This is a genomic window from Algoriphagus yeomjeoni (assembly GCF_003259505.1).
Taxonomy (GTDB): domain Bacteria; phylum Bacteroidota; class Bacteroidia; order Cytophagales; family Cyclobacteriaceae; genus Algoriphagus; species Algoriphagus yeomjeoni.
Map to the genome: position 1 here is coordinate 69239 of NZ_QLLK01000008.1, position 15561 is coordinate 84799.

General features: G+C 38.5%; 11 protein-coding genes. 7 read left to right on the forward strand and 4 right to left on the reverse strand.

Annotated elements, in window-relative coordinates:
- The first annotated feature begins 29 nt into the window (after positions 1-29).
- On the forward strand, positions 30-1796 hold the full coding sequence (locus LV83_RS14165; protein ID WP_111612204.1) for a sensor histidine kinase: 1767 nt from the start codon (positions 30-32) through the stop codon (positions 1794-1796).
- A gap of 3 nt (positions 1797-1799) precedes the next feature.
- On the opposite strand, the gene LV83_RS14170 is transcribed toward LV83_RS14165, so the two are convergent.
- Positions 1800-2804 (reverse strand): acyl-CoA reductase, encoded by a 1005-nt coding sequence (locus LV83_RS14170; RefSeq protein WP_111612205.1) that lies wholly within the window; start codon positions 2802-2804, stop codon positions 1800-1802.
- 139 nt (positions 2805-2943) lie between these two features.
- On the opposite strand from LV83_RS14170, the gene LV83_RS14175 reads away from it, so the two are divergent.
- From LV83_RS14175 to cas6, 5 genes are all read left to right on the forward strand, one after another.
- The gene (locus LV83_RS14175; protein WP_111612206.1) at positions 2944-3291 is read left to right on the forward strand and encodes a 4Fe-4S binding protein; all 348 of its coding nucleotides are present in this window, start codon (positions 2944-2946) and stop codon (positions 3289-3291) included.
- Between the two features lie 159 nt (positions 3292-3450).
- Complete coding sequence (locus LV83_RS14180; protein ID WP_111612207.1) at positions 3451-3774, forward strand: DUF3276 family protein; 324 nt, start codon at positions 3451-3453, stop codon at positions 3772-3774.
- Positions 3775-3863: 89 nt separating this feature from the next.
- Positions 3864-4949: an AI-2E family transporter gene (locus LV83_RS14185; RefSeq protein ID WP_111612208.1), complete on the forward strand. Its 1086-nt coding sequence runs from the start codon at positions 3864-3866 to the stop codon at positions 4947-4949.
- Positions 4950-4956: 7 nt separating this feature from the next.
- Positions 4957-6054, forward strand: coding sequence for a redox-regulated ATPase YchF (gene ychF / locus LV83_RS14190; protein ID WP_111612209.1), 1098 nt, complete (start codon positions 4957-4959; stop codon positions 6052-6054).
- Positions 6055-6151: 97 nt separating this feature from the next.
- Positions 6152-7051 (forward strand): CRISPR-associated endoribonuclease Cas6, encoded by a 900-nt coding sequence (gene cas6, locus LV83_RS14195; protein WP_111612210.1) that lies wholly within the window; start codon positions 6152-6154, stop codon positions 7049-7051.
- 35 nt (positions 7052-7086) lie between these two features.
- Here the strand turns inward: cas6 and LV83_RS14200 are convergent, their stop codons facing one another.
- Both LV83_RS14200 and LV83_RS14205 read right to left on the reverse strand, forming a co-directional pair.
- A complete protein-coding gene (locus LV83_RS14200; protein ID WP_111612211.1) occupies positions 7087-8364 on the reverse strand; it encodes a type IX secretion system plug protein in 1278 nt (425 codons plus the stop codon).
- 40 nt (positions 8365-8404) lie between these two features.
- On the reverse strand, positions 8405-10339 hold the full coding sequence (locus LV83_RS14205; RefSeq protein WP_111612212.1) for an ABC-F family ATP-binding cassette domain-containing protein: 1935 nt from the start codon (positions 10337-10339) through the stop codon (positions 8405-8407).
- 93 nt (positions 10340-10432) lie between these two features.
- On the opposite strand from LV83_RS14205, the gene LV83_RS14210 reads away from it, so the two are divergent.
- Entirely contained in the window at positions 10433-11632 is a 1200-nt protein-coding gene (locus tag LV83_RS14210; RefSeq protein ID WP_111612213.1) for a PQQ-dependent sugar dehydrogenase, read from the forward strand.
- A gap of 508 nt (positions 11633-12140) precedes the next feature.
- Here the strand turns inward: LV83_RS14210 and LV83_RS14215 are convergent.
- The gene (locus LV83_RS14215) at positions 12141-15479 is read right to left on the reverse strand and encodes a ligand-binding sensor domain-containing protein (protein WP_111612214.1); all 3339 of its coding nucleotides are present in this window, start codon (positions 15477-15479) and stop codon (positions 12141-12143) included.
- Between the last annotated feature and the right edge of the window lie 82 nt (positions 15480-15561).

Below are 15561 nucleotides of genomic sequence, written 5' to 3' on the forward strand. Positions count from 1 at the left end.
TTACTTTGCAGCATCAAAAAACTACTTGAATGGAGTTTATTCTGAATCCATTTTCATTAACGTTAATAATTTCCGGATTACTTGTAGGAGCATTATCTGTTTATATCTCCGTCAAAGTGGAAGGATCTACTAGATTGATTGCACTTACCATGCTTTGTGCGTCTATTTGGGGTTTTTTTTATGGACTCGAACTTAGCGTTTCTACCCGGGAAGCCATTCTGATTTTCATTAAACTTGAATACGTAGGGATTTCATTTTTAGGAGCGTTTTGGCTAATTTTTAGCTTGATTTATACCAGTTTTAGACCCAAATACTATGGTATAATACTCGCTCTAGTATTGGTGATACCTATCCTGACTTATATCCTTGTTCTTACTAATGATTCCCATCAGCTTTTTTATAAATCAATTTCAATTATTGAATCCGGCGCGCTCTCAATAGCCAACATCGAAATAGGACCATGGTACATTGTGAATTTAATTTATACCTACACTTTATATTTATTAGGATATCTCATAATCTGGTGGCGATTTCGGTTTTCTGATCAGCTTTTCAAAACTCAAACTAGACTTATGTTATTAGCAGGGGTTTTCCCGATGATATTCAATCTTTTATATCAATTTGAAATAATAATCCCTCTTCAAGTTATTGATTTGACTCCATTCTCTTTTCTGTTTACCTATCTTATTTTAGGCTTTGCTATCCTAAAATACCAACTCTTCAATATTAAGCCCATCGCCCATAACAAAGTAATAGAGGCAATCACAAAAGGAGTGTTATTGGTAGACGCGCAGGATAGAATAGTGGATTTCAATCCAGCTTTTTTAGCTTTTGGTATCTCAACTGAAAAGGTCAAAATCTCAATTGAAGTACAGGATATTTTCCAGAATCAACGTGATATTCTAGCGCTAATTACCACTGGAGTGGCAAACAGGATAGAAAGTAAAATCACTAGTGATGGAAATAGGCGTTTTTTCCAGATTGAGACAATTCCGCTTTTAAACAGAAAGTCAAATAAAAATGGTCTCATAGTACTATTTGAAGATATTACTGAGCAAAAATCAATAAACCAGACTTTAAAAAACCAAAAACTAGAACTTCAACAACTTAATGACCTTAAGGATAAATATTTCAGTATTATATCACATGACCTTAAAGGCCCAATTTTCGGAATCAAAGAGCTAATCCACCTAACAAATTCGGGAATGGTTGCTCAAGATGAATTTATGAGTATGCTGCCGGAAGTTTCCAGAAATATGGAACAAGTAGCTTTGTTACTAGAGAATCTTTTGGCTTGGTCAAGCTCTCAACTTAAAGGAGGTGAACGAGTAAAACCTCAGGAATTTGACATTCACAAAATCTTGGAGCAGCAAAAAAGCATTTTGGAACGAATAGCTAACGAAAAGCAACTTGAAATAGAAATAAAGCCTCAAGCCAAATCTTTGATCTCAGCTGACAAAAACATGATTGAACTAGCAGTCAGAAACATCATCAGTAATTCGATCAAGTTTTCCAAAAAGGGAGGAGAAATCAAAATCTCCACTCACGATGAATTACAGTTCGTGATAATTTGTATTGAAGATTACGGAAAGGGAATTTCCAAAGAAAACCTTTTAAAAATCAATGAAGGAATTTCCTTCACGACGGTTGGCGAAAATAATGAGTCTGGAACTGGCCTAGGCCTCGTTTTGGTAAAAGAATATATTCAAAAGAATAATGGATCAATCGAGGTTTTCTCACAAGAGGGCAAAGGCACCAAATTCTGCATATATCTTCCCATCAGCACACAAGAATAGCCTTTATAATTCCACAAGAAATGCCATTGTATCTACTTCATCGGCGTACTCCCAGGGCTCAGGAGTTTGGGCAGCACCAAAAGGAACAAGACCATCTGCATTCCCAACAACACATTGAATTTTCTCTTTCAAACCATCCAATTTTTCAGCCAATTCCTCCTCACTTGAGTAAACCTCATAGTAAAGAACTGATATTGGCGATACTAAATCCTCACTATCTTTTAAAAGCAAAAAACCATTATCTAGGTGATCCTCAAGATTAACTAGGTATATAGATTTATTGTAATCATAATTGTTATGGTATTTGTGGTGTGCGCCAACCGATGCATAAACCTCCAAAGCTCCCAGCAAATCCTGAAGTTGATCTTTCGTTTTCACAAAGATTTTTGAAACGTTTCTACAGCCAAGACCATAATATTGGAAAATATCCTTCCCTAAATTGACATAATCTTCGCGAGTTTCATCTCCTTTCAAAACAGCAACAGAAGTCCTATTTTGGCGGATAACATGAGGGTATTTTCCAAAATAATAATTAAAGTATCGAGAAGAATTATCACTGCCAGTAGCTATATAGGCATCCATTCCTTTTAGCATATCTTTTATTCGTACCTGCGACTCAAGTCTAGGGTCAATTTCGATCAGCTTATTGAGTAGCCATTTCATCAAGACCTCATCAGATGAGCTTAACTTAACAACTGCCTGATGACCAGCGAGGATAACACACATAAGATCATGAAACCCAACTCCAGGAATGTTGCCTGCAAGCATCAATCCTATTGATTTTGGGGTTTGCACTTCGCTCAACTCATAAATTGATAGCCAAGAATCTAATTTCTCTTGAGAAAGCATAAAGGAAATACCTTGAAGCGCAAACTCTACTGATTCTTTTGTAAACCAATTATTATTATTCTCAGCTCTCCAAAGCAACTCATCTTTTTGCTCAAAACTTAAATTGTCGATTGTTTCACCTAGTTTGACAAATGCGGATATGCGTTCTGCTGGCTTCATACTTTGGATTTAAAGTCACAAATTTAGGCTTTTTGAAAGGAAGCAACCTTAGAATCGAATTAAATTAGTTAGTGTGACAACTTTTTTATTGCCTCACAGCTTTAAGGTTATTACTTTTGAACATTAAATAATTGAAGTTATGGCTATAATGATTACCGACGAATGCATCAACTGTGGTGCATGCGAACCAGAATGCCCAAACACTGCGATCTATGAAGGTGGCGTAGAGTGGACTTGGGGAGGCGGTACTACTTTAAATGAAGTGACATTAGAAGACGGTACTGTAATAGATGCAAATGAAAAGCAAGAACCTGTTTCGGATGAATTCTACTATATCGTGACCGATAAGTGCACCGAATGCAATGGCTTTCACGAAGAGCCACAGTGTGCGGCAGTATGTCCTGTAGACTGCTGCGTAGACGATCCTGATCACCGCGAAACTGAGGAAGAGCTATTGGCCAAAAAAGCCATGATGCACGGCGAATAAATAGATTTACAGTAGAATTTGCTTCATATTTCTAACGTTTTAGCCTAATAAGCCAGCTTAATGGATAAAAATAATAAAGGTCTGGTTTGAAATCTCGGGTCTAAATGTTTTATCTTGGATTGAATTTTATACAACCTTATACTTAAAACATAAAGAATTGTGGACGATCAAAGAGGCTATGACAGAGAGGAGATTTTCTCCAAAAAAGTAAAAGCGGGCAAAAGAACGTATTTTTTCGATGTTAAATCTACTCGCTCAAATGACTATTACCTTACTATTACTGAAAGTAAAAGAAAGGTAAATGGGGAAAATTTCACTTACGAGAAGCATAAAATCTTTCTTTACAAAGAAGATTTCTTCAAATTCGCTGAAGCACTTAATGAATCTGTTGATTACGTTAAAAGCGAACTTCTTCCCGATGTAGATTTCGAGCAATATGAGAAAGAAGAGTCTGAGTATAACGATGAACTCAAGTGGGAATAAGTTGATTGGATACATCAGATTTATAGTTTCAAAATAGAGAAATAGTATATTAGAGGAGGCAGATTTGTCTCCTTTTCTTATTTCAGAATATGCAGCGATTTTTCATTTATCTCATTTTATCCATAGCAGTTTTCTTGCTGTTTGGTTGGTATTTCTCAAACATTACACTTTACCTGATTATTTCTCTGATTCTCGCCGCACTATTGCGCCCATTGACAAATCAGTTGAATGATTTCCATTTATTAGGTCAGCATATTCCAAGATGGTCCGCCATTCTCCTATCCTACTCTGCGATAGTTCTTTTAATAGTATTACTAAGCTTTCTGTTTTTTCCACTAATCAATAACCAAATCATCATCCTCAGTGAACTAGATCTGAACGGAATATATGAGCAAGTACAACTTCCAGTGAGTAGAGTCGAGGGTTTTCTTTTAAGGCATGAATTACTGGAAGGTCAACCTGGTTATTTATTTGGCAGCTTGAAAACGAGTATGATAGAAATGATCAAGAGTTTTGACTTTACTTCTTTCATCAGCGGAGTCATTAATACTACCAGTAGCCTTTTTATTGGCACTATGGCCATTGCCTTTATCAGTTTTTTCCTACTTCTGGAAAATGGTTTGCTTCGCAGAAATCTACTGAATTTGATCCCGAACCCATATTTCGAACTTTCAGTAGCGACATTTACCAAAGTAGAAAAGTTACTCTCAAATTATCTTTCAGGGCTATTATTGCAGATGCTAGCTATTTTCTCATTAGCAAGTTTTGGCCTAACCCTTATGGGTGTAGAGTATGCTTTAACCATTGCCCTTTTTGCAGCTGTCGCAAACCTGATCCCCTATGCAGGACCATTGCTAGGAGCTTTATTCGGTATTATTGTTGGTATTTCTTCTGGAGCTTTTGAAACAAATGCAGAATTAAATTACCTGATAATCAAAATTCTATCTGTTTTTGGCCTAGTACAGATCACTGACAACATATTTCTACAGCCAATGATCTTTTCTAAATCTGTAAAAGCGCATCCCCTTGAAATATTTGTTGTTATCTTTGCCGGGGCAAAAATCGCCGGAGTTCTCGGGATGATCTTTGCCATACCGGTTTATACGATCTTTAGAGTATTTATTTTGGAGTTCTATAAAGGGTATAAATCATACAGAATATTTCAAATAAAATAACAAATTAATGGCATTACAATGTGGCATTGTTGGACTTCCAAACGTAGGGAAATCCACTCTGTTTAACGCTCTCTCGAGTGCAAAAGCTGAGGCAGCTAATTTCCCTTTTTGCACGATCGAGCCAAATGTGGGTGTTGTGACCGTTCCTGACAAAAGACTTCAAATCCTTGAAGAACTTGTAAATCCAAATAGAGTCCTCCCTACTGTGATTGAATTCGTGGATATTGCTGGCCTTGTAAAAGGAGCCAGCAAAGGAGAAGGTCTAGGAAACAAATTTCTTGCAAACATCCGCGAGGTAGATGCAGTTATTCATGTAATAAGATGCTTCGACGATGAAAATATAGTTCATGTAGCTGGCGGAGTTGACCCAATATTTGACAAGGAAGTAATCGATACCGAACTTCAATTGAAGGATTTGGAATCAGTGGATAAGAAAATCCAGAAGACCGAAAAAGTAGCTAAAGCAGGTGATGCAAAAACCAAAAAAGAATTGGAAACTCTATTGGAATTCAAGCAAGCACTTACAAATGGCAAGAATGCTAGATCCGTAGAAGTGGAAAAGGAAGACTTGGAGGCCGTTCGGGATTTGCATTTGCTAACTATTAAGCCTGTAATCTATGTAGCCAATGTAGATGAAGAAAGTCTACAAACAGGAAACCAATACGTTGACAAACTTCGCGAAGAAGTGAAGGATGAAAATGCTGAAGTAATTGTCCTTTGCGCCGCAATAGAAGAGCAAATCGCTGAGTTTGATGACCCTGAGGAGAAAGAAATGTTTCTTGGAGAATACGGCTTGGAAGAAAGTGGGCTAAACAAATTGATCAGTGGTGCGTACTCACTACTAGACCTGATTACCTATTTCACAGCTGGTGTGCAGGAAGTTAGAGCCTGGACTATCAAAAAAGGCTGGAAAGCTCCGGCAGCAGCAGGAGTAATTCATACAGATTTTGAGAGAGGATTCATCAAAGCTGAAGTAATCAAACTAGCTGAATATCAGAAGTTCAAAACTGAAGCAGCATGTCGAGAAAATGGAAAAATCGCTATCGAGGGCAAAGAATACGTAGTTCAAGATGGCGACATTATGCATTTTAGGTTTAATGTGTAATATTTTCTCAAAAAAAATGATAATTTTGTAATTGCTTATTCACCCAATACGTTACGATTTTATCTTATTTATTGTCTCATTTTATTTTTAATTTACCGTGAGAGTTAGACTAATATTTTCCCTAAAAAACAAGGGTTCGTACCTGCCTTTTCACCACCAGTATATTCTGGCGCAATTCCTTAAAGGTCTTATTGTGAAAGGTGGAAGAGAAGAGTTTTACAACTATAACTACTTCAATTTCTCTGGTCTAAAAGGCCAGACTAAAGTTAGTAGAAGTGGATTGCACTACTATTCCAGTTTAGTAACCCTAGTATTGTCTTCCCAAAGTGAAGACTTCATGGACTATCTGCTAGAGCAGGTTTTTGCCACCCCAAAAATCGAGCTTGGTAACCTGATAATGGTCCCTGAATATACTGAAATCGAAGTAGAGCCGGTGTTGGAGACTTCAAACAAATTTGTTTGTATTTCCCCATTGGTCTTGATCACTCCAGCTTTCAATGAGGAAGCAGGTAAACGTTTCATTAGCCCGGATAGCGATGAGTTTTCCGACCTACTTTATGAATCAACCCTTACTAGAATGGAGCGATCAGGCTGGTACACTCCAGAGCAAATGGAAACTTTCTACAAGTTCCAGGTAGTTCCAGATATGGTTTATGTAAATAAACTCAAGGAAGCTCAGAAGAAATTTGCTAGAATCTATGCCGTCTATGACATGGATGTGAAGTATGAAGTGAGAGGATACACCCTTCCAATTACCTTGTACGCAGCACCTGAAGTTCAGGACTTCGTATTCAAATGTGGTTTGGGAGCATTTACCCACAAAGGTTTTGGTATGCTAGATTTGGCTAATCACCCAACTGGGCCAAGAACTACAACTTACAAATTCAAGAGAGAAGGCTTTGTTCCTTATAAGCCAAGTGGCGAGCGGACACGTGAAAACGTCGCTCCACCGGCTGAGGAAAATAATGAAGATTCCTCTACTTCAGAAGAATCATAAAAAAATCCCTTCCGGTTTCGGAAGGGATTTTTCTTTTAAAGCCTGCGACGATTTGGATGCAAGTAAATATAACCTACCAGCTGATCGTATCGTGACCCAAGATTTCTAAAATAAACCAGGACCTCATACTCATTTTCGGTTTCAAAATAACTGCCTTCAAAAGGCTTTGTTTCAAATTCTCCATTTCTCAAGTAGGCATATTGGTAATCATACCAACCTTGTTTTACAAGGAGAGAGGTTACATAAACCCCCATTTTCGGGTCCCATTCCATTTTTGACTCAGGGGCTTTTCCCCAATTGGTCAATGACCCCAGGAGGTAAACAGGATCTGATGTTTCTTCTTTAGCTAACCTGAAAGTCATTAGCATATATTCGCTTTCTATTTCTGGATTTCCACCCGGGCGATCCTTTGTTTCAATTATATATTGCCCATTCAAATCCAAATACTGAGAATATGCTGTCTCTGGTCTTGGTTTATTAATGTTTCCATCAGCAAATATCACATCTGTCTCCACTCTCATATTTGCGATATTTACTCCATTTGCCCTGATGAACCTCAAGTCAACGAAGCGAAATTCATTACCAGCATCAAATGTATTACTTCCATCAAATGACTCATACCTTACTATTTTTGAACTCTCATTCATAAAAGTTGGCTTAGCCAAAAATTTCGCATTGTCCCAACTTTGATTTTGGCGAATAAGCACTTTGATCTGTCCATCAGGATTAGTCACTTCTCCAGCAGAGTAGTTTACTACAACATTTATTTGCTGGGAAGTACTTCGATCAGCTGTCTGCGATGGCGGAACAATCGATGCTCCTACTCGAAAAGTCTCCTCATAAACCATAAAGCGTTTTGTCAAAATCACATCTGACTCATCCCGTTGCCTATAAACTTTTAAAATATAATTCCCTGATTTTAAAACGCTAGGAAGTTCAAATCGGTAATGAATGTAAGGGATTCGAGTATTGACAGAATATTCATAATCCTGAATATTGAACTCGTTGAAGGTGGGTGAAAAATCATTGTCCTTGAGCTGAGACTTCTGCCAATCAGCATCACAATGAATCAATTTGGCAGTATACAACTCTGGATCATAAGCCAAATCATCAAATAGCAAAACCAATGGCTTCCCAGATCTCAGTGGAACGACTGGCGCATCAATAGACGCATCAAAAGTCACTCCAGCAGGAAATAAACGGACTGACTGTATGTGATCCTTGTATACTTTATCCTCCAGTTGCTGCGCAAAAAGATGGAAAATAGCTGATATGCTTAGTAAAAAGCTGAAAAAAACAGATTTGGTCTTCATCCTGAAAAATAGGCAAAATGAAGACCATATCTAAAATTTACTAGGAAAGGACTTCCTGTAGATTGGAAATTTTGTCAACTAATTCTTCCCATTGCTCATTTGACGCTTTCAGCTTGGATTGAATTCCTTGGTAATTTTCCTGAACTTCCTGAGCTTCCTCTTCTCTTGAGTAAAGTTCTGGATCAGCCATTTTGCGCTCCAATCCTAACTTTTTCTCCTCCAGTTTTTCCACTTCTTTTTCTACCCTTACAAGCTCTTCCTCAAGTTTTCTAAGGTCTTTCTTAGCTTGCTGAACTTCAGGATTAATTACTGGAGCTTTGGCTTTAGGCTGTTCCTTTTTCTCTGGCTTTTGTACAGTTTGTACCGGAGCTACTACAGCTTGTTTTTCACGCCAAGCTTCATACTCCGCATAAGTACCCAAGTATTCCTTGATCTCATGATTCTCTATGTACCAAATCTTATTTGCCACACCTCTGATAAAGTGTCTGTCGTGAGAAACAGTCACAAAAGTACCCTCGTACTGCTGCAATGCCTGAATCAATATATTTACCGACTGGAAATCAAGGTGGTTGGTAGGCTCATCCAGAAGCAAAAAGTTAGATTCTGAGATCAATGTTTTGGCCAAAGCAACTCTGGATTTCTCTCCTCCAGATAATACTTTGATCTTTTTAAACACTTCTTCATTCGTAAACAAAAAACACCCCAAAACACCACGAAGCTCCATTTCAGATTTCGCACTGCCTGCCTGAGCCATTTCCTGCAAAATCTCATTATCTAAGGTCAGAGCCTCTAACTGATGCTGCGCAAAGAATGATTTATTGACATTATAGCCTTCAGTTCTTTCACCCTGTAGATTTTTTTCAGATCCATCGATGATTCTAAGCAAGGTTGACTTACCCTTTCCGTTTGCTCCGATCAGGGCAATTTTATCCCCTCTTTCGATACGCGCGGTGGTATTTTTCAGAATTATATTATCACCATAAGCCTTCGAGATGTTATCCAAAGTAATGACATCACGCCCAGACTGCTTTGTGAATTTGAATTTGAAATTCACTGAAACCTCATCACTCACTACCTCATGTACTCGATCCAATCTATCCAGCGCCTTGATTCTAGACTGGACCTGATTGGATTTCGTCGCTTTTGCACGGAATCTCTCAATAAACTTCTCAGTCTGCTTGATCATCTGCTGTTGATTCTCATAGGCATTCTGCTGGATTTCCATCCGCTCCACTTTCTCTTCTTTATAGAAGGAATAATTTCCGGAATATAATGTCAGTGTATTACTCGCCACTTCCACTGTGCTACTGATACAGTTATCTAAAAATGTCTGATCGTGGGAAACGACGATAACAGCGCCCTCGTAGTTCTTCATGTAATTCTCCACCCATTCGATGGAAGGAAGATCCAAGTGGTTAGTAGGCTCATCGAGCATCAGCAAGGAAGGTTTCTCCAACAAAAGCTTGGCAAGCATTACACGCATCCTCCAGCCACCGGAAAACGTTCGTAGCGGTTTATTCAAATCTGCAGACTTAAAACCAATTCCTTCAAGCACTTCTTCCGCTTTGGCTTTGATCGTATAGCCTTCATTCGCTTCGAATCTTTCCTGAAGAAATGCCAACCTATTGATCATCTCATCGGAATAATCCGTTTCCATCTTCTTCAAGATCTCATCTATCTCATCTTGAAGCGCCAAAGTTTCCTTGAAAGCCGCCAAGGCCACATTCAAAATACTATCGTCAGACTGGTAGGAAAGCAAATCTTGGTTCAAAAAACCAATGGTACAATCCTTTGCCTTTTGGACTTCTCCTGAACTCGGCTGATAGTCGCCGTTGATAATTTTCAAGAGCGTGGATTTACCAGTACCATTTTGACCTACAAGGCCAATTTTGTCCTTTGGCTTGATGTGCAAATTGGCGTTTTCATACAATGGACGCCCTCCGATGAAGTAAGAGAGATTGGAAATCGATAACATGGCGCAAAATTAACCATTAACCCGCTCATAACCTTTTCATTCCCAAACATTCTGAATGTTTCTTAACTTACTATATCAAAGAAACACCCAATTATGAAATACTTAACTAATTATTCAATCCTTCTTGGAATAGGAATTACCCTTCTAGCTTTTGGTTGTGAGCAAAACCAAAAAGCTGAAGCTCAAAGCTTTGAAACTCCGAATAGTGCGAACAAACGTGATATCAGCGAAGCAAAAGCAGATGTGAAACTTGACGAAATCATGTTGCCTGAGAATTTTAAAATTGATGTTTGGGCAGCTGATATTCCAAATGCCCGTGAGATGGCAATCTCTGAAGAAGGGGTTGTTTTCGTAGGCACCAGACAGGAAGGAAATGTTTATGCTGTAATTGACGAGAATGGCGACGGGAAAGCTGACACCAAATTTATCTTAGCAGAAGATCTCCAGATGCCTAACGGAGTTGCATATAAAGACGGTGACCTCTATGTGGCTGAAGTGAGTAGAATCATTCGGTTTAAAGACATCTTAAACAATCTTAATGATCCAAAATATGAAATTGTTTATGATGAATACCCTACAGAAACCCACCATGGATGGAAATTCATAGACTTTGGCCCAGACGGAATGCTCTACGTACCAGTCGGAGCACCATGTAATATTTGTGAATCTGAGGATGAAATTTTTGCATCGATAACTAGAATGGATGTCAACTCTGCAAATCCTACCCCAGAAGTATATATTCATGGCGTGAGAAATTCTGTTGGGTTTGATTGGGACCCGAAAACTGGAGACATGTGGTTTACCGACAACGGACGGGACATGATGGGTGATGATGTTCCTAATTGTGAATTAAACCATATAACTGAAGCTGGACAGCACTTCGGCTATCCTTACTGGCATGAAGGAACTGTGAAAGATCCTGAGTTTGGAGACAAAGGTGGTCCTGCCAGTGATTATGTTGCTCCAGCAGCCAAAATGGGTGCACACGTAGCACCTTTAGGGATGAGGTTCTACCAAGGAAGCATGTTCCCTTCGGAATACAAAAACAAAGTAATTATAGCTAAACATGGCTCCTGGAACAGAAGTAAGAAATCAGGCTATGTGCTTACTTCGTTAAATGTTGATGGTGCAACTGCATCTGGCGAGCAAGATTTCGCCACAGGATGGCTAGATGAGGAAGCTCAGGAAGCTTGGGGACGACCAGTTGATGTCCAAGAGTTGAAAGATGGAAGTCTGCTGATTTCCGACGATATGGCTGGAGTGATCTATCGGGTCACTTATTCGGCTAACTAACGCATAAAAAAGGGAAGCAATTGCTTCCCTTTTTTCAATCTAACAAACTTCTACATACAAGAATATTGGCGGTATTTTTTCAACGCTCTATTATTATTTCATAGGATATGATTACCCTAATAAGACTATCCTCAATCTTACCAGCATAGTAATGTATTCAGTATAAAACTTAGTAAAACGCAAATTTTTTCTAAAATTATGAAACTGAAGTTACACATGGCGCCGAAGGTGCCAAACCATTCATAACCCTGTACGCAAGTGCAGGGAGGTTGATAAAGTAGTAAACCATAGCCCTGAAAGGGCGGAACTTCAAAGTTTCGCCCTTTCAGGGCTGCAAAGGATATTAGTTTTATACCCCCGGCTTTGCCGAGGGTTTTGAATCGTTGCAATCCTTCGGATCTTTTTCGAGCTGTGAATTCAATTCATGATACATAGAAAGGCCATAAATTTGGCAACTGGTGAAAAAGCGGATTTACATAATTCCTAATTACTACAAGGAAATAGAATCTCAGCCCATGCACTTGATTTCAACTTCATAATTCACATAACTCTTCAGCGAAAAACTAAAGGTACTTCCTTTGCCGAGTTGGCTTTCGACCCAAATTTCACCTTCATGTTTTTGAATTATTTCCTGACAAAGGACCAAACCCAAACCAGTTCCTACCTCTCCCAAGGTCCCACGTTTTTGTTGAATGGATTTTGAAAAAAGCCTATTGAGCACTATTTCATCCATTCCTGTCCCATGGTCACGCACAGAAATGACCACATCTCCTTCTTTCTCCTGAACATGTATATCTATTATTCCATTTTGATTGGAAAACTTGATAGCGTTGGAAATTAAGTTTCTCATCACCGTCAATATCATATTCTGGTCAGCAGACACATAAATATTCTCTGAACAGAATTTATCCAGTCTGATTTTTTTATAGTCAGCCTGAGAAGAAACCATCGCACTGGCGGTCTCTATTAATTTACTCATCTGAATTACTTCAGCTTTGATTTCAAACAACTTAGTTTCTTTGATTGCCCAGTGCAACAGGTTTTCAAGTAAGTTATGCGTATTACGGGAGACATTTAAGAGGTATTGAATATTCTCCAGATGCTGTGAATTCCCAGAGTCTTCAAATTCATCCTCCAAAAGCTCCATGTAACCAATGATAGAAGTGAAAGGATTTCTCAGGTCATGGCCGATGATACTTAAGAGCTTGTCCTTTTCATTGATATGGTTTTTCAATTCTAGGTTAGCGTGTTTCAGCATAGTGGTCCGCTCTTTTACAGTGTTTTCTAGCTGCAAGTTTTGTGCTTTGATTGTACGGACTCTCCATTTATAAGCAAGTAGTAAGAGAAATATAACTAGCAGTGAAGACAAAATAATAAACCATTCTGTCTTCCAGAAAGGTGGAGTTATTACTAATACCAATGAAGCTCCAGCTTCATTCCATAGGCCATCATTGTTGGAAGATTTTACCCTAAATACATACGTACCTGGGTTAAGATTGGTATATGTAGCGTTGCGCTGCGCACCTACATAATTCCATTCTTCCTCAAATCCCTCCAATATATAAGCATATTGATTTTGCTCAGGAAGGGTGTAATTGAGGGCTATAAATTCAAAGGTGAGCACATTTTCTTTGTAAGTCAGTGTGATAGAATCGGTTTGAGAAATATGCTTTTGTAAAGGAGAATCGGCTTTTTTAAAATCTACTGATTGATTGAATAATCTAAAATCCGTAAAGTAAACCGGAGGCACATTTGGATTCGAGTTTAAGCGGTCGGGATGAAAAAGGTTAAAACCATTCATTCCTCCAAAAAGCAATTCACCAGTTCTAGTTTTAAGTACCGAATACCGAGAAAATTCATTTCCCTGCAAACCATCTTGCTTTTCAAATTTCGTAAATTCCAGATTGTTTGGATCAAATTTCACTATTCCCTTAATAGTACCGAGCCATAAATAACCACGATCATCTTCTACTATGGAGTTGATTTCATTCACTGGCAACCCATCCTTTTGCGTGAATGTGAGGAAATTATCTCCCGCGGGGTCATACTTCGACAGCCCTTTTTCAGTTGCTATCCATATATTCTTCTTTTGGTCTTCAAAGATCTGCCGAATATAATTGCTGGGAATACTATTTGGGTCTAAATCAGAAGGATTATAAACTTTGAATTTCCCTATTGCCTTGTCTTTTGATTGGATCACACTCAAGCCAGAATGCGATCCAATCCATAGGTTATTTTTACTATCCTCAAAAATCCGCAATATTTGATTCGAGGAAATACTTTCAGCATCATTCTCGTCCTTTTTAAAAAGTTTAAGCGCAGCAGTGCTTTTATTATACCGATACAGTCCTTCGTCGAATGCGGCTATCCATATGTAATTCTCATCAAAATGCACATCAAAAACATGCTGGATCGGATACGTGTCATTTTTTATCCAATCCTTAAAACTGGTAAATACACCATTCTCCTCATCCAGTAAAATATTAATCCCACCGGCCCAAGTACCTGCCCAAAGCCTTCCTGCCTCGTCCTCATTCAGACTGATCACAGCATCAGAGCTCATGGAGTTCGGATTTTGAGGATCGTTTGTAAAGGTTTTAAAATTACCTTTCGCTCTATCGAAGTAGTTTAAGCCACCTCCGTCTGTAGCTATCCAGATATTTCCACTTTTAGTCTCCAAAAAATCCCTAATAATATCATTATTAAGGCTTTCCGGATTTGATGAATTATTGTAATAATGGGTGAACTTGGAGGTATAAGGATCAGCTAAGTTTATACCAGATTGAGCTGTACCCACCCAGTACCTATCCTGCTTGTCCTGAAAAATATTCCAGATGGAATTATGAGTGAGACTGGTAGGATTTGTGGGGTCATGTAAATACCTGAAAAAACCATCCTTTTCTTTATTGTATAGATGGAGTCCGCCATTTTCGTTACAGGACCAAAGATTTCCTTTAGGATCTACGTAGAGCTTAAATATTGTATTATTGTTAAGGCTAAGCGGATTTCCAGGTTCATGAAGGTACCGCACAAAACTGACCTTATCATCTGACACTATCATTCTATTGAGCCCTTTACTCCGGGCTCCTGCCCAAAGATTCCCTTCATCATCAATGGCAACCGTTTTAATATTATTCGAACTGATCGAATGTGGATCGGTAGGATCATGCTGAAAATATATCATCTGCCCACCTGAAGTCTTTAGCTTAATAAGACCATTTTGCTGAGTTGCAAGCCATAACACATCATCATCTCCGGCAACCATTCCATTTATTGAACCAAGTTGGCCGTCTTTATAAGACAGAAACTGGTTCTTATTGGGATCAAAAAAAAACAAACCTGAAGCAATACTGGAAACCCATATTTTCCCACTACTGTCTTCTAAAATGCTGTGTACCAAGTTACCCTCCCCGGCATGAGCACTATCCTCGGAAATAAGCTTAAACCTAGTGAAATCATCCGATTCTCTATTGTAAATCGCTACTCCATCTCCAGTTCCTATCCACAATTGATTATCACTATCCTCGAAAATCGCCCCAATATACTTATTGTTGATACTAGTAGATTCTGAATCAGATACATAAACCTGAAAATCCAAGCCATTGTACTTGTGTAGTCCACTGTGAGTGCCAACCCAAATAAAACCGAGTTTATCCTGAAAGACAGCCGAAATCCTGTTATTAATAAGCCCATCGCTTATCCTTTGGAATTTTAGATCGGGCTTAACTTCCTTTATTTGGCTCTGGGCAGGAAGCCCAGTTAGTATTATTGCCACAAATGTGATCGTAAAAATAAAGCTCCACTTAATTACTTTGGGCAAACAAAAATAGATCTTGAAATTATCCATTTTAAATTCATTTCGGGTTTATCTGGGCAAATTATTAGGTTCAATGATATTTTTATTCGCTGAAAACCTAAAATCTGGCACA